Consider the following 18,384-nt stretch of genomic DNA (forward strand, 5'->3'; position numbering starts at 1 on the left):
GATGCTTGCAACCGCGGAGGGGCTGTCGCTGGCGGCGGCACCCCTCTTCGCCGGCATGGCGGTGCTGGCAGCCGTGGCCGGCGACGGTCGGCCGGATGCGATCTGCGGGGCATCGCCGGCCGGGTTCTGGCTCGCCGGAATGGTGCCGATGTACCTGCTGATGAGCGCGGTCCACCTGGCTCCCTGGATGCGCCGATACGGCCGGCCCGCGGCTACCGCGCGAACCGGCGGGCACCCGCCACGCACAGGATGACGGCGGCGGTGACGGCCAGCATCGAACCGCTCACCGCCTCGTCCAGCAAGGTTGCCGCCAGCACCAGCCCGAGGAAGGGCTGGAGCAGCTGGAGCTGGCCGACCGCCGCGATGCCGCCCTGGGCCAGGCCGCGATACCAGAAGACGAAGCCGATCAGCATGCTGAAGAGCGATACGTAGCCAAGGCCGATCCAGGCGGGCCGGCCGACCGCAGCCAGCGACCCCGGCAGCAGCAGCAGGGCGGCCGGGGCCATGGCCGGCAGCGACAGGACGAGCGCCCACGAGATCACCTGCCAGCCGCCGAGGTGCCGCGACAGGCGGGCGCCTTCGGCATAGCCCAGGCCGCAGACGATGATGGCGGCCAGCATCAGGGCATCGCCGATGGGGGCGGCCGACAGACCCTGGGTCACGGCGAAGCCGGCCACCAGGGCACTGCCGAGGCCCGAGAACAGCCAGAACGCGGGCCGAGGCCGCTCGCCACCGCGCAGCACGCCGAAGGTGGCCGTCGCCAGCGGCAGCAAGCCAATGAAGACCATGGAATGGGCCGACGTGACGTGCCGCAGCGCCAGCGCCGTCAGCAGCGGGAAGCCGACGACGACGCCAAGGGCGACGATGACGAGCGGTCCGAGATCGGCGCGGGCCGGCCGCTTCTCGCGGAAACCCAGCAGCAGGCCAAGCCCCAGCACCCCGGCGATCGCGGCCCGCGCGACGGTCAGGAAGACCGGGTCGAAGTCCATCACCGCCACCCGCGTCGCCGGCAGCGAGCCGCTGAAGATCGCCATGCCGATGAACCCGTTGACCCAGCCGCTCGCCATCCTGTCCATGCCGTCCTTTCCCGTTGGCGCTCGCGTTATCGGCCCGATTGGCTGGCCATTCCAGGCACGCTGCAATACAGTTCAGCCGAACTGTTATGAATGCACAACCAGTACGGATTGAGGGGCCGGCATCGGGCGGGCGGCGCGGCGGCACCCGCGTCGCGGCCGCCATGGATGCCATCCGCCAGCGCATCGCCGCCCGCAGCCTGACGCCCGGCAGCAAGCTGCCGTCGATCCGGGCGCTGGCGGCGGCCATGGGCATGTCGACCTCGACCGTCGTCGACGCCTATGAGCGCCTCGCGGCCGATGGCGTCATCCGTTCGCAGCCGGGGTCCGGCTTCTATGTCGCGGGCAAGCCGGCGCCATTGTCGCTGGCGGAGATCGGGCCGCGTCTCGACCGCGGGATCGACCCGTTCTGGGTGTCGCGCCAGTCGCTGGAGGCGGGCGACGAGGTCCTGAAACCGGGCTGCGGCTGGCTGCCAGCCGCCTGGATGCCGGAAGCGGGACTGCGCCGCGCGCTGCGGACCCTGGCACGGGCCGACGACGCGGTCCTGGTGGATTACGGCACCCCGCTCGGCCTGCCGGTGCTGCGCCAGCTCCTGGCCCGACGGATGGGCGAGCGCGGCATCGCGGCCTCGCCCGAGCAGATCCTGCTGACCGAGTCCGGGACCCAGGCGCTCGACCTGCTATGCCGCTTCCTGATCGAGCCGGGCGACACGGTCCTGGTGGACGACCCGTGCTACTTCAACTTCCACGCCTTGCTGCGGGCCCATCGCGCCAGCATCGTCGCCGTGCCGTACACCCCGTCGGGGCCGGACATCGAGCGCTTCGGCCAGGTGCTGGCCGCGCATCGGCCGCGCCTCTACCTCACCAATTCGGCCATCCACAACCCAACCGGCGCCGTCCTGTCGCCGGTCGTGGCCCACCGCATCCTGAAGCTGGCGGAGCAGTTCGCCATGACCATCGTCGAGGACGACATCTTCGCCGACTTCGAGCATGTGCCGGAGCCACGTCTGGCCGCCTTCGACGGGCTGGATCGGGTCGTCCATGTCGGCAGCTTCTCCAAGACCTTGTCGGCCTCCGCGCGCTGCGGCTTCATTGCCGCGCGGCCAGACTGGGTGGAGGGGCTGATCGACCTCAAGATCGTGACCGCCTTCTCGGGCGGGCGCCTGGGCGCGGAGCTGGTGTCGGCCGTGCTGCGCGACGGCAGCTACCGCCGGCACATGGACGGCTTGCGCCAGCGGCTGGCGGGCGCGATGGCCGCGACCAGCGCCCGCCTGAAGGCGATCGGCATCACCCCCTGGCTGGAGCCGCAGGCCGGCATGTTCCTGTGGTGCAGCCTGCCCGGCGGCATCGATGCCGCCGACATCGCCCGCGATGCGCTGGCCGAGGGCATCGTGCTGGCGCCGGGCAATGCCTTCAGCCTGTCGCAGTCGGCCAGCGGCTTCCTGCGTTTCAACGTCGCCCAGTCCCAGGACCCGCGCCTGTACGACGTGCTGCGCCGGGCCATCGCCCGGCGGGAACGGGGTCAGTAGCCGACGGTGAAGCGCCGGCGGATGTGCTGCGGCCGCTCGATCTCGTCGGCCAGCGCCACGGCATAGTCTTCGAACGAGATGCGGCTGCCCCCTTCGCCGACCAAGAGTTGGTCGAGGCCGAGGCGGAACCGGCCCGTCCGCTCGCCGGGGATGAACATGGCCGAGGGCGACAGGAAGGTCCATGGCAGGGTCGGATGGGCCTGCAGCCGTCGCAGGAAGGCGAGGCCGGCGGTCGCCTCGGCCTTGTAGGCCGCGGGAAACTCCGGCGTCTCGACCAGCACCCGGCCCGGCGCCACCTCCAGGCTGCCGGCGCCGCCGACGACGAGGTAGCGGGGAACGCCCGCTTCCTCGACGGCGGCGATCAGTTTCTCCGGGTCGCTGGCGGTGAAGTGGATGGCGCTCACCGCCGCATCGTGTCCCTTCAGCAGGGCCGCCAGCGCCGCCGCGTCGGCCGCATCGCCGGCGACCGGCACGACATGGGGCAGCGGGGCGATCCGGCCGGGGTCGCGGGCGATCGCGGTCACGGAATGGCCGCGGGCGGAGAGTTCGGCGGTGATGCGCGAGCCGGCCTGGCCGGATGCGCCGACGATGGCGATCTTCATGTCCTGTGTCCTCGTTCTGGAAAGTCCGGGCTCGTCCGCTCCGGGCGTCAGCCCCAGCGCATCTCGCCCTTGGCGACCTTGGCGCCGATCTCGAGCGAGACCGGCATCGCCGCATCGGGATAGCGCTGGCGCATGGCCGCGATCAGGGCGGCGGCGTCGGTCGCCTTGGCCGCCTCCTGCTCGAACGCCACGAGATAGCCGCGCGTGAACGCCACACCCGTCATGTCGGTCGGCCAGCCGGCGACCATGTGGCCCGGCACGACGATGCGGGGCTTGCGTGCGGCGATGCCGTCCAGCGCCTGGAGCCAGGCGCCGCGCTCGGCCGCGGTGGCCGTATCGGCCACCCACGGGTACATCCCGCCGAACACGAGCACGCCCCCGAACACCGCCTGGAGCGACGGCACCCACAGGTAGCGCCCGCGGTCGTTGGTGCCGGGCGTCTCGACGATCTCCAACCGCTGGCCGTCGACGAACAGCGCGTCTGCCGTCGAGGCGGTCGGGAATACGAGCTCGTCGACCGACTGCGGGCCGTTGGCGCCGAGCTTGCCGGCCCAGGCCTTAACCTTGCCGGCGGCCTTGCGCCGCATCAGTTCCACGGTCTGTGGCGCGGCCAGGATCTGCGCCGCGGGGAACGCTTTCCGGATCGGCACGAGGCTGAAATAGAAGTCGGGGTCATTGGCACTGACATAGACGGTGGCCAGCCGCTTGCCCGACTGGCGGATGGCCTCGACCACCGCGGCCCCGTCGGAATAGGTGAAGCCGGCGTCGATCAGGATGGCCTCGGTCGCCCCGGTGAGCAGGACGGGCGCCCGCAGGAAGCCTGCCTCCGACGTGGGAAAGGCCGTCCAGGCCAGCGGCGTGTCCGCGCGGGCGATGCCGGCCGATGCCAGCGGCAGGGCAGCGGCGCCGGCCGCGATCGTCGTCAGCAGCGTACGTCTGGTCAGCATCTGGGCGGTCCTTCCGTGGTCATCCGTCGACCGGGAAGATGGCATTCGCCGGTGGTCGCGATAAGATTGACAGTACGAACAGATTGTCGCCTTGCAGCGCACAACCTATGTCTCTGCCCGTGATCGATCCCAAGAGCCTCAACCGGCTGGTCTATTTCGTCGCGGTCGTGGAAACCCGCGCCTTCACGCGCGCGGCCGAGCGGCTGGGCGTGACCAAGGCCGTGGTCAGCCAGCAGGTGGCTCGGCTGGAGGCCGAGCTTGGCACCAGCCTGCTGGTACGGACGACCCGCCGGGTGGAGCCGACCGAGGCCGGGCGGATGCTGCATGCCCGCGCGGCCACCATCCTGCGCGAGGCAGAGGACGCCTTTGCCGAGCTGGACCACGCCAACAGCGCGCCGCGCGGCACGCTGCGGCTGACGGCGCCCACCGACTACGGCACGATCACCGTCGTCCCGGCGGTGACCGAGTTCCTGCGGCGCCATCCCGCCTGCCGTGCCGAGATCCGCCTGAACGACCGCCGCCTCGACCTGCAGAGCGGCGATCTCGACCTGTCGATCCGCGTCGGCTGGCTGGCCGATTCCAGCATGCATGCCCGCCGCATCGGCCATTTCGAGCAGGTCCTGGTGGCAGCACCGGACTTCGCCGACGACATCGCGAAGATGAGCGCACCGGGCGACCTTGCCACCGTGCCCTTCGTCGCCAACCTGGCGCTGCGCGACCCGCTCGCCTGGCAGTTCGCGCGTGGCGACGGCGAACGGGAGGGCTTTCAGGCATCGGCCGCGATGGCGATCGACACGACCCAGGCCGTCCATGCCGCGGTGCTGTGCGGCGCCGGCCTGTCGGTGCTGCCGGACTTCCTGGTCGCGGCCGACCTGGCGGCCGGGCGGCTGGTAGAGGTGCTGCCGCAATGGCGCCTGCCGTCCGGTGGTATTCATGCCGTGTTCCCGACCGCCCGCTTCCGGCCGTCGCGCGTCGGCGCCTTCGTCGATCTGCTGGCCCAACGCATCGCCCGGCAATCTCAGACAGGGCAGGGGCCGGCGGGTTAGGATCGGGTCCTGCCCAGCCACCTGCCACAGGGGAACTGCCCGCATGCTCGACGATCGCTACTTCGATTCGGCCGGCGTGCCGATCCGCTATGTCGAGGCCGGCGGGGGTGAGCCCGTGATCCTGCTGCACGGCTTTTCCAGCTCGCTCGACGAAGGCTGGGTCGAGCGCGGCGTGGTGGACGAATTGGCCCGCAGCCACCGCGTCGTCGCCTTCGACAGCCGCGGCCACGGCAAGAGCGGCCAGCCGCACGACCCGGCCGCCTACGGGCCGGAGATGGGGCGGGACGCAATCCGGCTGATGGACCATCTGGGCCTGCCGCGGGCCCACGTCATGGGCTATTCGATGGGCGCCCATGTGGCCGCCCAGCTCGTCACGCGCAGCCCGGCGCGCTTCGCCAGCCTGATCCTGGGTGGCGCGGTCGGCCGGCTCGACTGGTCGGAAGCCGACCAGGCCCGGGTGGACATCGAGGCGGCCGAATTGGACCAGGGCCTGCTTTCGTCCCAGATCCTGCGCCTGTGGCCGAAGGACCAGCCGGTCCCGTCGGCCGGGGAACTGAAGGCGATCTCCGCCCGCCGGCTGGCCGGCAAGGATCCGCTGGCCCTGGCCGCCGCCCGCCGCTCCAACCCCGAGCAGGTGGTGACGCTGGCCGACCTGGCGGCGACGCCCGTGCCGTTGCTCGGCATCGTCGGCACCGCCGATCCCTACCGCAAGGACTTCGAGCGGCTGCGCACGGCCCGCCCGGGGATGGAACTGGTGCTGATCGAGGGTGCCGCCCACGGCAACGCGGTAGGCCGGCCGGAATATGTGGCGGCAGTGCGCGGGTTCCTGGCGCGGCAGCCGCCGATGGCGGCTGCCTGACGGTTCAGCCGAGGCCGCTCTTCGGAATCCGGATGCGCACCGTGCCGTCATCGAGCGCGTGGGCCTCGCCGCCGAACTGGCGGGTCAGCGCGGTCATCAGGCGGGTGCCGAGGCCGGTCGAGCGGCCGGCGTCGGTCGCGGTCAGGGCGGCCGCGGCGTCGGTCACGGTCAGCACATAGTCGTCGGCATCGCCGTCGACGAAGCCGACCGCGATGGTGCGCGTGCGGTGCTTGATCGCGGTGGTGACGAGCTGGGTCACGATCAGGCCGAGCGAGACCACGCGGTCGACGGCGACGGGCACGGCCGCCACGTCCAGCGACAACAGGCCGTCTGCCGCGGCGATTCCGAGGGACTGGGCCAGGTCGTCGCAGAGCCGCTGCATGTAGTCGGCCAGGTTGACCAGGCCCGTCGCCTCGTGGCCGTAGAGCCGGTCATGCACCAGCGCGATGGTCGAGACGCGGGCGGCCGCCTCCTCCAACTGCTCGCGCACGAAGGCGTCGTCGGAAGCGCGGGCCTGCATTTCCAGCAGCGAGCGGGTGACGGCCAGGCTGTTCTTCACCCGGTGGTCGATCTCGGACATCAGGATGTGCAGCCGCTCCTCCGTCTCGCGACGGCGGGCCAACTCGCGGCGATGGCCGATCTCGCTCATGGCGGTGGCGGCAAGATCGCTCAGCGTGCCGAGGTCGGTGGTGTTCCAGATGCGCGGATGGTGGTCGATGGCGCAGAATGCGCCCAGCACCGCCCCGTCCGGGCTGGCGACCGGCATGGCGGCATAGCCGATCACCCCCAGCGCACGGACGGCCGGGTTATCGCGCACCCGCGCGTCGAGCCGGGCGTCGTTGATGACCAGCGGTGAGCCCGTCTCGACGACGTGGCGGCAGAAGGAGTGGGTCAGCGGCGTCTGCCGGGCACTGGCCCAGGGCTCCGTCAGGCCGTGCTGGCTGACGAAGAACTGCCGGTCGACATCGACGACGGTGATCAGCGACACCGGCGCCCCCAGCAGGCGGGCGGCCAGCCGGGTGAGCCGGTCGAAGGCAAGCTGGGGCGGCCGGTCGAGCAGCCCGCTCTGCGCCACGGCGTGCAGCCGGTCGCTGTTGTGGATGGCGTCGGCGACGCCCGTCTCGATGGCCACGACCGGTCGTCGTCCTTGTGCTGGATCGGCCCCGACCCGGGATGGTCCCAAGGGTCTCGCCAACCGGGATCATTGACCGGTCCTGGCCCCCGGAGTCGAGCGGAATTTCAGCCCTGCGTCGACCTGCGCAGGCTGCGTTCCATCCAGTCGGCGATCGCGACCATTCCGGCGTCCGTGCCGCGCCGCCCGACGAGCTGAATGCCGAGCGGCAGGCCGTTCGGCCCGCGGCCATGGGGGACATGGACGAGCGGTCCGTGCAGCAGCGTCCACATGCCGTTCAGCGACGGGTCGCCGGTGTAGTCGAGGCCGCGCGGCGCCTCGCCGGCCGAACTGGGCGCCAACACGGCATCCAGGCCGGCGGTCAGCTTGTCGAAGCGCTGGCGCAGTCCCTCGGCGGCGGTCTGGGCTGCCGCCAGGTCACCCGCCGGCCGCGCCTCGGCTTCCGCCAGCAGGTCGGCCAGGCGCGGGCTGATCTGGGCGCGATGCTGCGTCCATTCCCAGCCGAGCGTCTGCAGGGCTTCCATGGTGAAGATGGCGCGGTGGATCTCGCGCATCGGGGCAAATTCCGGCGGCAGGTCGAGCGGCACGATCTCGGCCCCGGCGGCGGCGAGCTGCGCCAGGATCGCATCGAGATGGGCGCGGTAGGCGGGGTCCACCAGGTCCCATAGCGGCGTCCGGCACCAGCCGAGGCGCGGCCGCGCGGGGGCTTCGGCCGGCGTCGTGCCGGACCATGTCTCCAGCAGCAGGAACAGGTCCCGGGCCTCGCGCGCGAAGGCGCCCAGCGTGTCGAACGAGGGCGACAGCGCCATGGTGCCGGCGAGCGGCACGGACCCGCGCGTCAGCTTCATGCCGACGACGCCGCAGAAGGCGGCCGGCCGGATGACGGAGCCCACGGTCTGCGAGCCATAAGCCAGCGGCACATGGCCGTCGGCGACGGAAGCGGCCGACCCGCTGGACGATCCGCCCGGCGTGTGGGCGGTGTTGGCGGGGTTCGTGGTCGGGCCGGGATGGAAGCAGGCGAACTCGGTCGTCACCGTCTTGCCGGGGATGATGGCGCCGGCCGCACGGGCCAGGGTGACGCAGTCGGCATCCATGACCGGGCGGCGCCCGTGATGGATCGGCGAGCCGCGCTCGGCCGGCATGCCGGCCACGTCGAAGATGTCCTTGATGCCGACCGGCAAGCCATGCAGCGGGCCGCTCGCCGGCCGGGCATCGGCCGCCCGGGCCGCCGCGATGGCGCCGTCCGGGTCCAGATGGGTCCAGGCCCGGATGGTGGCGTCGCGGGCCGCGATGCGGGCGAGGCAGGCCCGCGTCAGCGCCTCGGCCGAAAGCTGCCCATCGGCGATGGCGCGGGCCGCCGCGGTGGCGGACAACCTCTCCGGCTGGTCCATGTCGGCCATCGGCCAGCCCCCTCAGAAGAAGGTGCGATAGGCGCCGACCACCTGGTAGGCGTCGTCCACCACCGGCAGCACCTGCCACTTGTCGAAGGTGACGCAGGGGTGGGAGACGCCGAAGCCCACGAGGTCGCCGACCTGGAGCGGGCTGCCGACCGGCACGGTCATGTGGCAGTGCTGGTCGTTGAGGCCGGTGACGGCATGCTCGGGGCCAAGCTCCCCCGGTGCGCCGTCGGCGCCGGGGCGATACCAGGATTGCGCCTGGGGCAGGCCGCCGGTCACGCCGACGTCGCGCTGGCCCATGGTCAGGATCACCTTGCCCGGCTCCGGCCGCGACTGGACATAGGCCCAGACCTCCATCGCCGGCCGCAGCCCCGGCCCCAGGCGGTCGACCAGCGGCGCCCGGCCGCGCACGGCCGCGAAGAAATCGCGATACATCAGTGAATCATGGCTGACGTAGCAGCCGCTGCGCGACACCAGCAGCACCTCGCGATGCAGCCCGGCCCGGCGGAAACGGTCGACGACGATGTCGTAGAAGGCCGATCCGCCGGCGCTGAGGATGATCGGGCCATCCGCGAACAGGCCGCCGGCCTCGGTCGCCGCTGCCATCGCCACCATGCGCCGCAGGAAGGCGTGCACCTGGTCTGCGCATTCCTCGATCGTCTTGCCGGCGACCAGCCCCTCGAACCCCTCGACGCCGCGCAGCTCCAGATAGGGCTCGGCCGCCTTCACGGCGCGCGCGACGGCCAGCGCGGTCTCGGCATTGCGGCAGCCCGTGCGGCCGCCGGCATAGCCCATCTCCAGCAGCAGCGGCAGCGGGCGGCCGATCGGGTCGGCAGCGGCGGCCTTGGCCAGCAGCTCGACCGACGCCACCGAATCGACCAGCGCCAGCAGCTCGAATCCCGGGTCCTGGCGCAGCATGTCGAGCGCGCCGCGCACCGCCTGGCGGCCGATGAGCTGGTTGGCCAGCAGCACCCGGCGCACGCCGTTGCGCCGGGCCACGATCGCCTGGTGGATGGTGCCGACGGTGATGGCCCAGGCGCCATGCTCCACCTGTTCGCGGAAGAGGCCGGGGGCCATCGTCGTCTTGCCGTGCGGCGCCAGCACCGCCCCGGCATCGCCGACGAAGCGCGCCATCCAGTCGAGATTGTGGTCGAGCGCGCTGCGCTTCAGGACGGCCAGCGGCAGCGGCAGGTCCTCGGCCAGCAGGTTCCAGCCCTTCTCCCCGATGGCGCCGATGGGAAAGGGGGCGACGCCGGGCGGCATCCCCTTCACGGTCTCGTCCAGGACGAAGGCGGCGGGATCACCCAGGGGCGGGATCAGGGCCGAGGCGGCTGCGGTCATTGCGGACACGAGAAGTTCTTTCCTTCCAGTCGGCAGCGCCGGACGACGCGGCCTTCGACATCCATCACCGAGGCCTGCCACTCCGCCCCGGCGCGCTCCAGCAGCAGGAACAGGAACCCCTTCTCGGAGGTGCGCTCGACCACCTCCATCCCGGCGATCGCATAGCTGGGCGGGCCGTCGTTGAGCGCGCCGTCGATCGCCGTGCCGCCACCGCCGACGATCACCTGCGACGGCCGCTGGCCGGCGAAGCGGAAGACGTCGAAGCGGTGGATATGGCCCGAGAAGACGACCGGGAACGGATCGGGTCCCAGGCCCTCGCTGGCCGCCAGCAAGGTCTGATTGGTCTCGATCGGCCGGCGCTCCTGCCCCTCGAACCGCCAGATCGCGTAGATCGGGTGGTGGGCCAGCAGCCAGCTCGTGGGCGTGGCCAGGGCGCGGGCCTGCTCGATCTGCGGCCGGTAGCGCTCGATCAGCGGCTGCGGCGGCCGTTGGTCGAGCGCGTGCGCGGTATCCAGCACCACCAGGCTGAAATCGCCCAGCGTGATGCGATAGGGCTCGGTAAAGGCCTCGCAGTCGACCGGCCGCACGCGCGGCTCCAGGTAGCGGTACCAGCCATGGCCGGCGCGCCGACAATCCTCGTGGTTGCCGCGCACCATCACCCAGGGGGCGGTCGCCAGCAGCGGTGCCGCGGGGGTGAAGAAGTCCGCCTGCCAGGTCGCCCAGTTGTAGCCGTAGGGGCTGCCCTCGCAGCCGGCGCTGGGCTGCGGGCAGGGCGATTCACGATAGTGGTAGTCGCCGACATGAATGACGAGGTCGGGCTTCAGGCCGGCTGCCGTCGCCGCCAGCCGGGCGAACGGCCATTCGGCCGGATCGTTGCAGGCCTGGGCGAAGCCGCCGCGGATGCGGCAACCGGTATCGCCCAGCAGCACGATGCGCTGCGGGTCGGGGGGCGGCACCGGCACCGGCCGACCCGCGAAGGTGACGCTCTTGACGATCCCCGGCAGCGGCGCCTCGCAGACCGTGTGCGGATAGTCCTGCCAGGGGCCGACGCGCACCTGCATCGGCCGGTCGAAGTCGTCGTAGCGGATGCGGGGGCAGGCGGCATCCGTGGTGGCCGTGCGCACGACCGCGCCCTGGGGGCCCAGCACGACCCAGGGATGCAGGGTCTCGGCCGCCGCCGCGCCGGCCAGGCCGGCTGCGGCGGCGAACGAAAGAACCGCGTTGCGGATCGCGCGGTTCATCCGGATCAGTTGATCGTCGGCTGGGCGGCGGGCTCGTGCCACCGGCCGCCGGCGACCATGCCGCGGGCAAGCAGGCGCTGCTTGCCCTCCAGCCGCTCGCCCAGCACGTCGCGGTAGCTCCAGTTGCCCTCGGCCAGTTCCAGCACAGAGGCATCGCCGATGCCGCCCTCGATCAGGCGACCCAGCTCCGGGCGCTGCACGGCCTGTCCCGCCGTCTCGGTCGCGCGCCGGATCACCTCGCCCAGCGGCACGCCCAGGCAGACGAACTTCGACAGCGTCACCAGCAGGTCGTAGGCCGGGCCGTGGATCGAGATCTCGTGCACGTCGCTGGAGATGACGTCGGGCAGGAAGCCCGCCGCCAGCATGGCGCGCGTCGTCTTGAAGCCGAAGCTGCCGCCGCCATGGCCGATGTCGAACAGCACGCCGCGTTCGCGCGCGGCCGCGATCTCCTCCCGCACGCGGCCGTCCGGCGTGACCGGCGCGTTGGGGAAGGGGCGGAAGCAGTGGGTCAGCACGTCGCCCGGGCGCAGGCGCTGAATCACCTCCAGCCGGCTCGGCGGCGGGTTGTCGAGGTGGCACATGACGGGCATGCCGACCTCCTCGGCCACGTCGAGCGCCATGTCGAGCGGCGCGATGCCCGACGTGCCGCTGGCCGACCGGCCGACGCGCACCTTGATGCCGACGACGATGTCCCGGTTGGCGGCGGCGACACGCGCGCATTCCCGCGAATCGAGCAGGCGGATGTCGGCGCACTCGCCCACCATCACCGACTGGCTGAAGGCGAAGATGCCGGGATAGGACAGGTTGATGTAGGGCAGGATGCGGATCGGCGAGCCGTCGATCAGGAACTTGCGGAACCCATGCAGCGTGCCGGGACCGGCACTGCCGGCGTCGATCAGCGTCGGCGTCGCCATCTGGCGGGCGACGGAGAGCGGGTCGACGCCGAGCGAGGTGCCGCCCCAGTAGACATGGGTGTGCAGGTCGATCAGGCCGGGGGTGACGATCAGCCCGCGGACATCCTTCACCTCGGCGCCGGACGGCACCGCCAGGTCGGGGCCGATCGCGCGCACGCGGCCATCGGCGAACGCGACGTCGGAAATCTGGTCGATGCCGCGGCCGGGATCGAGCACCCGGCCTCCCTTCAGCACGAGTTCGGTCATGGGTCGGGCGCTCTCGTTCGGTCTGTCTGGTGAAGGGCGGATCAGGCGACTTCGATGATCGCTTCGATCTCGACGGTGATCTGGCCGGGCAGCGAACCCATGCCGACGGCCGAGCGGGCATGGCGACCCTTGTCGCCGAAGACCTCGACGAACAGGTCGGAGCAGCCGTTGATCACCTTGGGCTGGTCGCCGAACTCCGGCATCGCGTTGACCATGCCCAGCACCTTGACGATGCGGGTTACCTTGTCGAGGTCGCCGATGGCGTCCTTGATGACGGCGATCAGCACCAGGCCGACATCGCGGGCGTGCTTGTAGGCCTCCTCGACGGTGACGTCGCGGCCGACCTTGCCGGTCGCACCCGGACCCGGACCCTTGCCGGCGAGGTACAGCAGATTGCCGGTGCGCACGGCATGGACGTAATTGCCGGCGGCGTTCGGCACCGGCGGCAGGGTGATGCCAAGCTCGGCGAGGCGCTTCTCGATCTGCATCGGGGCAGGCTCCGTCAGGGAAATGGTCGGGCGGGAAGCCCGAGCCTAGCAGGCCGGATCGCCGCCGTCAGTCCCGCCCGTGCCCCGATCGGCAGAAACCAGTCTCGCCAGATGCGCGAAATCCTCGACCGACAGCTCTTCGGCCCGGCGCGTCGGGTCGATGCCGGCCCGGGACAGCAGCGCCTCGCCGCCGAGCGGCCGCAGGCTGGCCCGCAGCATCTTGCGGCGCTGGCCGAAGGCGGCCTGGGTCACCCGTTCCAGGGTCGCGCGGTCTGCCGGTGCCAGGGGCTCCGCCCGCGGCACGATCTCGACCACCGACGAGGTCACCTTGGGCGGCGGCACGAAGGCGCTGGCCGGCACGTCGAAGAGCCGGCGCACCCGGCAGGTCCACTGCACGATGACCGACAGCCGGCCATAGTCGCTGTCGCCCGGCTGGGCCAGCAGGCGGTCGGCGACCTCCTTCTGGAACATCAGCACGAAGCCGGCATACTGGTCGGCTCGCTCCAGCCAGCGCAGCAGCAGCGCGGTCGAGACGTTGTAGGGCAGGTTGGCGACGATGCGCCTGGGGGCCGCCGTGCGCTCGACCGGGTCGACGCGCAGCGCATCGCCCATGACGACCTCCAGCCGGCCGGGATAGACGGCTGCGATCTCGGCGAGGGCGGCAGCACAGCGGTCGTCGCGCTCGATCGCCAGCAGGTAGCCGGCACCGCATTCCAGCAGCGCCCGGGTCAGCCCGCCCGGGCCGGGGCCGATCTCGATGACCGTGCCGCTGCCGATGTCGCCCGCCGCCCGGGCGATCCGCCGGGTCAGGTTCAGGTCGAAGAGGAAATGCTGGCCCAGGCCCTTGCGGGCGCCGATGCCGTGGCGGGCGATGACCTCGCGGAGCGGCGGCAGGCTGTCGGGGGCGCTCACTCGGCGGCGACGGGCGGGCGTCCGCGGACCGGGCCGGCGTGGCGGCGGGCGGCGATCTGGCCGGCCATGACCATGGCCGCGCGCAGGCTGCCGGCATGGGCGACGCCGGTGCCGGCGATGTCGAGCGCGGTGCCGTGGTCGGGGGACGTGCGCACGAAGGGCAGCCCCAGGGTGATGTTGACGCCGCCGTCGAAGTCGATCGTCTTCAGCGGGATCAGCGCCTGGTCGTGATACATGCAGAGCGCTGCGTCGTAGCGCGCCCGCGCACGGGCATGGAACATGGTGTCTGCCGGCAGGGGGCCGCGCGCGTCGATGCCCTCGGCGCGCAGGATCTCGATCGCCGGGACGATGATCTCCAGTTCCTCGCGCCCCAGGGTCCCATTCTCGCCGGCGTGCGGGTTGAGGCCGGCCACGGCCAGGATCGGCTCGGCGATGCCGAAATCCTGGCGCAGCGCGTGCGCGGTGATGCGGCCGGCCGTCAGGATCAGGTCGGTCGAGACCATGTCGATGGCGCCGCGCAGCGAACTGTGCACCGTGGCCGGCACCACGCGCAGCTCCGAGCAGGCCAGCATCATGATTGGGTGCACGCCGCCGCCGGCCAGTTCGGCCAGGAACTCGGTATGGCCGGCATGGCGGAAGCCCGCCGCGTAGAGCGTTTCCTTCTGGATCGGGTTGGTGACGACGGCACCGGCCGTGCCGTCCTGGACGGCTGCCACCGCGCGCCGGATCGATTCCAGCACCAGGTGCGCCTGGGCGGGGTCGGGGCGGCCGGGGGTCGGCGTCGGCGCCGCGGACAAGGGCAGCACGGGCAGGGCGCGTGCGAAGACGGCGGCGGCCTCCGACGGATGGGCGATCGTCGCCACGGGCACGTCGAAGCCGACCCGCCGCCCGAGGGCCGCCAGCCGCGCCGGGTCGTCGATGATGAAGAAGGGGGCGTCGCCGGGCTCACGTTCCGCCCAGCATCGGAGCGTGATCTCGCCGCCGATGCCGGCCGGCTCACCCATGGTCAATGCCAGCGGCAGCATGTCGCCCATCCTGGTCAGGCCCGGTCGCGGGTTCAGCTGCGGATATCGATGAAGGCGCTGCGGCGCAGGTCGCGGATGACCCGGCGGGCGACATTCTCCAGGCGCTGCACGGTCAGCGCCTCGGCGATCGCCTCGCGGTCGACCTTCTCTGCGGCCTTCGACTGGGCCTGGCGCTCGCACACCATCAGCACGATGAAGCCGGCATCGGTCTGCAAGGGCGGCGTCGTCTTGCCGACGGGCTGGCTGGCCACGATCTGGCGCAGGCGAGGGGGCATGTCGCCCAGCCGCACCTGGCCGAGATCGCCCGAGAGCGAGCCGGATGCCGCCCGGTCGGCCGTCATGTCGGCACAGTCGCGCACGGTCCGGCTCAGTTCCTCGGCCTGCTGGCGGCGCTGCTGGATGATCTGCGGGCTGGCGCCGGCCGGCACCGGCACGACGATCTGGCGCAGCGACACCATCTGGTCGTCGGCGGCCGCGGCCTGGGCGCCGGCCGGCTGGCGGCGCTCGATCAGCAGCAGGATGTAGTAGCCGCCCGGCATCTTGATGGGACGGCTCAGCTCGCCCGGCTGCATCCCGTCGACGATGGCTTCGAGCTGCGGGTCGAGTTGACCCGGCTGGATCCAGCCGAGATCGCCGCCCTGGGCGGCCGAGGCGGCACGCGAGAATTGCTGCGCCACCTGTGGGAAGCGGACGCCCGAACGCATCTGCTCGATCAGGCGCTCGGCCGTGCGCGCGACCTCGACTTCTTCGCTGGGGTTCTCGACCGGCAGGAAGATCTCGGCGACACGGCGCTCGGGGACGGAGGCGGCAGCCTGGCGCTTCTCGATCGCCTCGTCGATCTCCTCCTCGCTCACGCTGATGCTGCGGGCGTGGCGCCGGCGCATCAGCTTGTTCCACTGGATGTTGGCGCGAAGCTGTTCCTCGGCCGTGCCGCGCGGAACGGAGTTCTGGTCGAGCCAGGCGTAGAACCCGCCCGGGCCCATGCTGTTCTGCGATTCCAGCCGCTTGATGTTGTCGGCCAGTTCCTGCTCGCTCACCCGGATCGAGGCACGGGCCGATTCCTGGGCCTGCAGGCGCTCGTCGATCAGGGTGCGCAGCACCTGGGCACGCATGCGGTCGACGTTCTCTGCCGTCGGCGGCTGGCCGGAGGCAGCCAGCACCAGGCGCACGCGGGCGTCGACGTCGTGGGCCGTCACGATGTCCTCGTTCACCACGGCCGCGATGCGGGTCGAAGCCTGCTGGGCCAGCAGCGGGGCCGCCGGCTGGACGAGGAGGAGCGGGGCCAGAAGCAGCAGCGACGCCGCCGCCCGGCGGCCATGGCGAAGGATGGAAAAGCCGGAAGGCATGCGCATCAGAGGAAATCCACCCGTGGCAAGCCGAACTCGCCAAGATTCTTGAAGTAGAGGCGGACGAGGATCGCGTCCGACGGCTCGATGTCGAGATCCTGCGTCCGGGTGCGGCGATAGCTGATCACGACCGTGAGGCAGTCATCCTCATACTTGGCGCCCAGCGTCGAATCCAGCACGTCGCCACCGTTCTTCAGGTCGATCGTGCTCTGGCCGAAGAGCGACCAGAACTGGCTGATCCGGGCCGATGCGCCGAGGCCCAGCTCCTCGCGCTTGCCGGTGACCGGCTCGTTCGGCGGCGCGTCGAGGAAGATGTAGCTGCCATAGAGCTTCAGCCAGGAGGGGCCGCCGGAGGCGCCGATCTCGTGCCGTCGCGCGGCCAGATTGTCCTTGTCGAGGCGGAAACGGTAGAGCAGGTCGAGATATTCCCACGGCGACACGACGAACCGGCCGACGATGTCCGAGCGCTTGTCCTCCGCGCCCGAGCCGATCGGCATCGCCCGGTTTTCCTGCAGGCTGTAGCTCTGGGCGATGAAGGTGCGCACGCTCATGCCGCCCGGCAGGTAGGCGCCGAGGTTGAGGCCATAGGCCACCCGCTGCCCGCTGTCGAAGCGGTCGAGGCCGGGGAAGCGGTTGGGCCGCATGATGTTCACGTCGTTCAGCTCGAAGCCGAGGCTGTCCTCGTTCGGCACGCTGTTCTGGCGGCCCAGCACGGGCGATGCCGCGAACATGGCCACCGGCTCGATCAGGTACTGCACGCCCGGATCGTTGCGGACCCAGGGGTAGCTCCAGTTCACCGAAAGCTGCGGCAGCAGGCGGGCCGTCGTGGCGTCGCGCGTCGGGCTGGCGTCGCCCAGCGCTGCATCCACCGCCAGGTCGTTCGCCCAGTAGGCATCGCCACGCATGGTGGCGGCGAAGGTGTAGCGGTCGCCGAGCGAGGACTGCCATGGCATCTGCCAGCCGCCGTTGATCGACAGGCGGCGGCTGTCGGTGCCGTCCTCGCGCATCAGGTTCAGGATGTTGGCGTCGGCCGACCAGTAGGCCCCACGCTCGTTGGGCTCGCCCAAATAGTGGACGTTGGCGACGGGGGCCACCACCGGCTGCCGGCTTGCGCGATCCTCCGGCCGCAGGCCCTGGAAGGCATAGGCGCTGACGTCGGCGTAGCTGCGGCCGCGGAAGCCCTCCACGAAGGCCCGCGTCGTCAGCGACTCCTCGGAGCCATAGCCGTAGCGCCGCATGTAGGTCTTGTCGGTCGTCCGCGCCAGGTCGAGGCCGGCGCGCCAAGTGTCGTCGAGGTCGATGCGGGCCTTGCCCTTCACATGGCCGCGGAACTTGTCGGTCGAGGTGACGGGGGCATCCTTGGTGCCGGTGGTGCGGTCCGCCACCGTGGCGCTGGCGCCGATCTCGTAGAAGCCGTTGCGCAGCCTCTGGCGCAGTTCGCCGCCGACCACCAAGCCCTGCTGGCTGGTGACGATCGGCTCGAACGTGAAGTCCATGCTGTCGGAAATGACGAAATAGTACGGCACGCGGGCGAACACGCCGAGGTCTGTCTTGGCGCCGACGGTGGGGGCAAGGAAGCCGCTCTGCCGCTTCACCGTCGGGTCGGGATGCGAGAAATAGGGCGTGTAGGCCACCGGGATGCCCATGATCTCCATGGTCGCGTCGCGGTACTGGACCGTCTTGCGCTCCTGGTCGTGGATCACGCGGGCGGCCCGGATCTGCCACATCGGCGGCCGGGTCGGGTCGGTCTTGCACAGCACGCAGGGCGAATAGACGCCCTGGTCGAGTTCGGTGCGGTTGCCGTTGCTGCGGGTGGCATCGTTGCCAGCCATGCGGCCGCCATCGGTCATCAGCATGCGGACGTTGCGCACGAAGCCGTCGCGCAGCCCCTCCTGCAACTCGACATAGTCGGCGAAGATGACGTCGCCGGTCGGCTCCAGGATGCTGACGTTGCCCGATGCCGTCGCGGTGTTGGTGCGCTGGTTATAGGACACGACGTCGGCCATCAGCGTGCGCTGGTCCTGGGTCATCTCGACCTTGCCGCGCGCCACGATGATGCCCAGCTCGTTGTCGTGCGACAACTCGTCGGCCGAGAACAGCACCGGCTGGGTCGTGTCCTGCTTGACGCCGCCCGCGCCGGGCAAGGTGATGCCCTGGCCGGTGCGCTGTTGCGGCGTCTGGGCCACGGCACTGCCCGCAGCAAGCGGCAATAGCGCGATGCCGGCCAGCAAGCAGCAGAAGGCACCGGCCAGTCCGGTGGCGATGGGGCGGGAAGGGCGCATGTCG

Annotated in this window: 17 protein-coding genes; 4 read left to right on the forward strand and 13 right to left on the reverse strand. The window is 71.3% G+C overall.

All coding sequences use genetic code 11. From position 1 onward, the window contains the following. Nucleotide 1: 1 nt before the first annotated feature. A complete protein-coding gene (locus tag STVA_RS09365) occupies nucleotides 2–253 on the forward strand; it encodes a hypothetical protein (protein WP_123688910.1) in 252 nt (83 codons plus the stop codon). Here STVA_RS09365 and STVA_RS09370 read toward each other — a convergent pair. After that, on the reverse strand, nucleotides 213–1,076 hold the full coding sequence (locus tag STVA_RS09370) for a DMT family transporter (protein WP_123688909.1): 864 nt from the start codon (nucleotides 1,074–1,076) through the stop codon (nucleotides 213–215). The genes STVA_RS09365 and STVA_RS09370 overlap by 41 nt on opposite strands. An 86-nt stretch (nucleotides 1,077–1,162) precedes the next feature. On the opposite strand from STVA_RS09370, the gene STVA_RS09375 reads away from it, so the two are divergent. Beyond that, complete coding sequence (locus tag STVA_RS09375; protein WP_170216373.1) at nucleotides 1,163–2,602, forward strand: aminotransferase-like domain-containing protein; 1,440 nt, start codon at nucleotides 1,163–1,165, stop codon at nucleotides 2,600–2,602. Here STVA_RS09375 and STVA_RS09380 read toward each other — a convergent pair. Together STVA_RS09380 and STVA_RS09385 are read right to left on the reverse strand one after the other, a co-directional pair. Continuing rightward, a complete protein-coding gene (locus tag STVA_RS09380; RefSeq protein WP_123688908.1) occupies nucleotides 2,596–3,204 on the reverse strand; it encodes an NAD(P)-dependent oxidoreductase in 609 nt (202 codons plus the stop codon). The genes STVA_RS09375 and STVA_RS09380 overlap by 7 nt on opposite strands. Nucleotides 3,205–3,251: 47 nt before the next feature. Beyond that, nucleotides 3,252–4,151: an MBL fold metallo-hydrolase gene (locus STVA_RS09385; protein ID WP_123688907.1), complete on the reverse strand. Its 900-nt coding sequence runs from the start codon at nucleotides 4,149–4,151 to the stop codon at nucleotides 3,252–3,254. A gap of 107 nt (nucleotides 4,152–4,258) precedes the next feature. Here STVA_RS09385 and STVA_RS09390 point away from each other — a divergent pair, with 107 nt between their 5' ends. Next, complete coding sequence (locus STVA_RS09390; protein WP_123688906.1) at nucleotides 4,259–5,197, forward strand: LysR family transcriptional regulator; 939 nt, start codon at nucleotides 4,259–4,261, stop codon at nucleotides 5,195–5,197. Between the two features lie 43 nt (nucleotides 5,198–5,240). Next, a complete protein-coding gene (locus STVA_RS09395; protein ID WP_123688905.1) occupies nucleotides 5,241–6,056 on the forward strand; it encodes an alpha/beta fold hydrolase in 816 nt (271 codons plus the stop codon). A 4-nt stretch (nucleotides 6,057–6,060) separates the two neighbouring features. On the opposite strand, the gene STVA_RS09400 is transcribed toward STVA_RS09395, so the two are convergent. From STVA_RS09400 to STVA_RS09445, 10 genes are all read right to left on the reverse strand, one after another. Next, nucleotides 6,061–7,188: a sensor histidine kinase gene (locus tag STVA_RS09400; protein ID WP_170216372.1), complete on the reverse strand. Its 1,128-nt coding sequence runs from the start codon at nucleotides 7,186–7,188 to the stop codon at nucleotides 6,061–6,063. A 107-nt stretch (nucleotides 7,189–7,295) separates the two neighbouring features. Beyond that, a complete protein-coding gene (locus tag STVA_RS09405; RefSeq protein WP_123688903.1) occupies nucleotides 7,296–8,588 on the reverse strand; it encodes an amidase in 1,293 nt (430 codons plus the stop codon). Nucleotides 8,589–8,600: 12 nt separating this feature from the next. Continuing rightward, entirely contained in the window at nucleotides 8,601–9,926 is a 1,326-nt protein-coding gene (locus tag STVA_RS09410) for an amino acid deaminase (protein WP_123688902.1), read from the reverse strand. Next, on the reverse strand, nucleotides 9,923–11,167 hold the full coding sequence (locus STVA_RS09415) for a metallophosphoesterase family protein (RefSeq protein ID WP_123688901.1): 1,245 nt from the start codon (nucleotides 11,165–11,167) through the stop codon (nucleotides 9,923–9,925). The genes STVA_RS09410 and STVA_RS09415 overlap by 4 nt, the downstream gene beginning before the upstream one ends. Nucleotides 11,168–11,172: 5 nt before the next feature. Continuing rightward, entirely contained in the window at nucleotides 11,173–12,327 is a 1,155-nt protein-coding gene (locus STVA_RS09420; RefSeq protein WP_123688900.1) for an amidohydrolase/deacetylase family metallohydrolase, read from the reverse strand. Nucleotides 12,328–12,368: 41 nt separating this feature from the next. After that, a complete protein-coding gene (locus tag STVA_RS09425) occupies nucleotides 12,369–12,815 on the reverse strand; it encodes a RidA family protein (RefSeq protein ID WP_123688899.1) in 447 nt (148 codons plus the stop codon). 45 nt (nucleotides 12,816–12,860) lie between these two features. Then, nucleotides 12,861–13,727, reverse strand: coding sequence for a 16S rRNA (adenine(1518)-N(6)/adenine(1519)-N(6))-dimethyltransferase RsmA (gene rsmA / locus STVA_RS09430; protein WP_123688898.1), 867 nt, complete (start codon nucleotides 13,725–13,727; stop codon nucleotides 12,861–12,863). Next, the gene (gene pdxA / locus STVA_RS09435) at nucleotides 13,724–14,752 is read right to left on the reverse strand and encodes a 4-hydroxythreonine-4-phosphate dehydrogenase PdxA (RefSeq protein ID WP_245978252.1); all 1,029 of its coding nucleotides are present in this window, start codon (nucleotides 14,750–14,752) and stop codon (nucleotides 13,724–13,726) included. The genes rsmA and pdxA overlap by 4 nt, the downstream gene beginning before the upstream one ends. Before the next feature lie 32 nt (nucleotides 14,753–14,784). Then, complete coding sequence (locus STVA_RS09440; RefSeq protein ID WP_123688896.1) at nucleotides 14,785–16,104, reverse strand: peptidylprolyl isomerase; 1,320 nt, start codon at nucleotides 16,102–16,104, stop codon at nucleotides 14,785–14,787. Beyond that, nucleotides 16,104–18,380, reverse strand: a complete 2,277-nt coding sequence (locus STVA_RS09445) for an LPS-assembly protein LptD (RefSeq protein WP_170216371.1) — start codon at nucleotides 18,378–18,380, stop codon at nucleotides 16,104–16,106. Before STVA_RS09445 ends, STVA_RS09440 begins: the two co-directional genes overlap by 1 nt. Between the last annotated feature and the right edge of the window lie 4 nt (nucleotides 18,381–18,384).

This window comes from Stella humosa, assembly GCF_006738645.1.
Lineage (GTDB): Bacteria > Pseudomonadota > Alphaproteobacteria > ATCC43930 > Allostellaceae > Allostella > Allostella humosa.

Bases quoted from the DNA above. Each gene is read 5' to 3' on its own strand.
- STVA_RS09380 (WP_123688908.1), bottom strand. From the start codon at position 3,204: ATGAAGATCGCCATCGTCGGCGCATCCGGCCAGGCCGGCTCGCGCATC.
- STVA_RS09375 (WP_170216373.1), top strand. From the start codon at position 1,163: ATGAATGCACAACCAGTACGGATTGAGGGGCCGGCATCGGGCGGGCGG.
- STVA_RS09365 (WP_123688910.1), top strand. From the start codon at position 2: ATGCTTGCAACCGCGGAGGGGCTGTCGCTGGCGGCGGCACCCCTCTTC.
- STVA_RS09405 (WP_123688903.1), bottom strand. From the start codon at position 8,588: ATGGCCGACATGGACCAGCCGGAGAGGTTGTCCGCCACCGCGGCGGCC.
- STVA_RS09415 (WP_123688901.1), bottom strand. From the start codon at position 11,167: ATGAACCGCGCGATCCGCAACGCGGTTCTTTCGTTCGCCGCCGCAGCC.
- pdxA (WP_245978252.1), bottom strand. From the start codon at position 14,752: ATGCTGCCGCTGGCATTGACCATGGGTGAGCCGGCCGGCATCGGCGGC.
- STVA_RS09395 (WP_123688905.1), top strand. From the start codon at position 5,241: ATGCTCGACGATCGCTACTTCGATTCGGCCGGCGTGCCGATCCGCTAT.
- STVA_RS09420 (WP_123688900.1), bottom strand. From the start codon at position 12,327: ATGACCGAACTCGTGCTGAAGGGAGGCCGGGTGCTCGATCCCGGCCGC.
- STVA_RS09440 (WP_123688896.1), bottom strand. From the start codon at position 16,104: ATGCGCATGCCTTCCGGCTTTTCCATCCTTCGCCATGGCCGCCGGGCG.
- STVA_RS09410 (WP_123688902.1), bottom strand. From the start codon at position 9,926: ATGACCGCAGCCGCCTCGGCCCTGATCCCGCCCCTGGGTGATCCCGCC.
- STVA_RS09385 (WP_123688907.1), bottom strand. From the start codon at position 4,151: ATGCTGACCAGACGTACGCTGCTGACGACGATCGCGGCCGGCGCCGCT.
- STVA_RS09390 (WP_123688906.1), top strand. From the start codon at position 4,259: ATGTCTCTGCCCGTGATCGATCCCAAGAGCCTCAACCGGCTGGTCTAT.
- STVA_RS09425 (WP_123688899.1), bottom strand. From the start codon at position 12,815: ATGCAGATCGAGAAGCGCCTCGCCGAGCTTGGCATCACCCTGCCGCCG.
- STVA_RS09370 (WP_123688909.1), bottom strand. From the start codon at position 1,076: ATGGACAGGATGGCGAGCGGCTGGGTCAACGGGTTCATCGGCATGGCG.
- STVA_RS09445 (WP_170216371.1), bottom strand. From the start codon at position 18,380: ATGCGCCCTTCCCGCCCCATCGCCACCGGACTGGCCGGTGCCTTCTGC.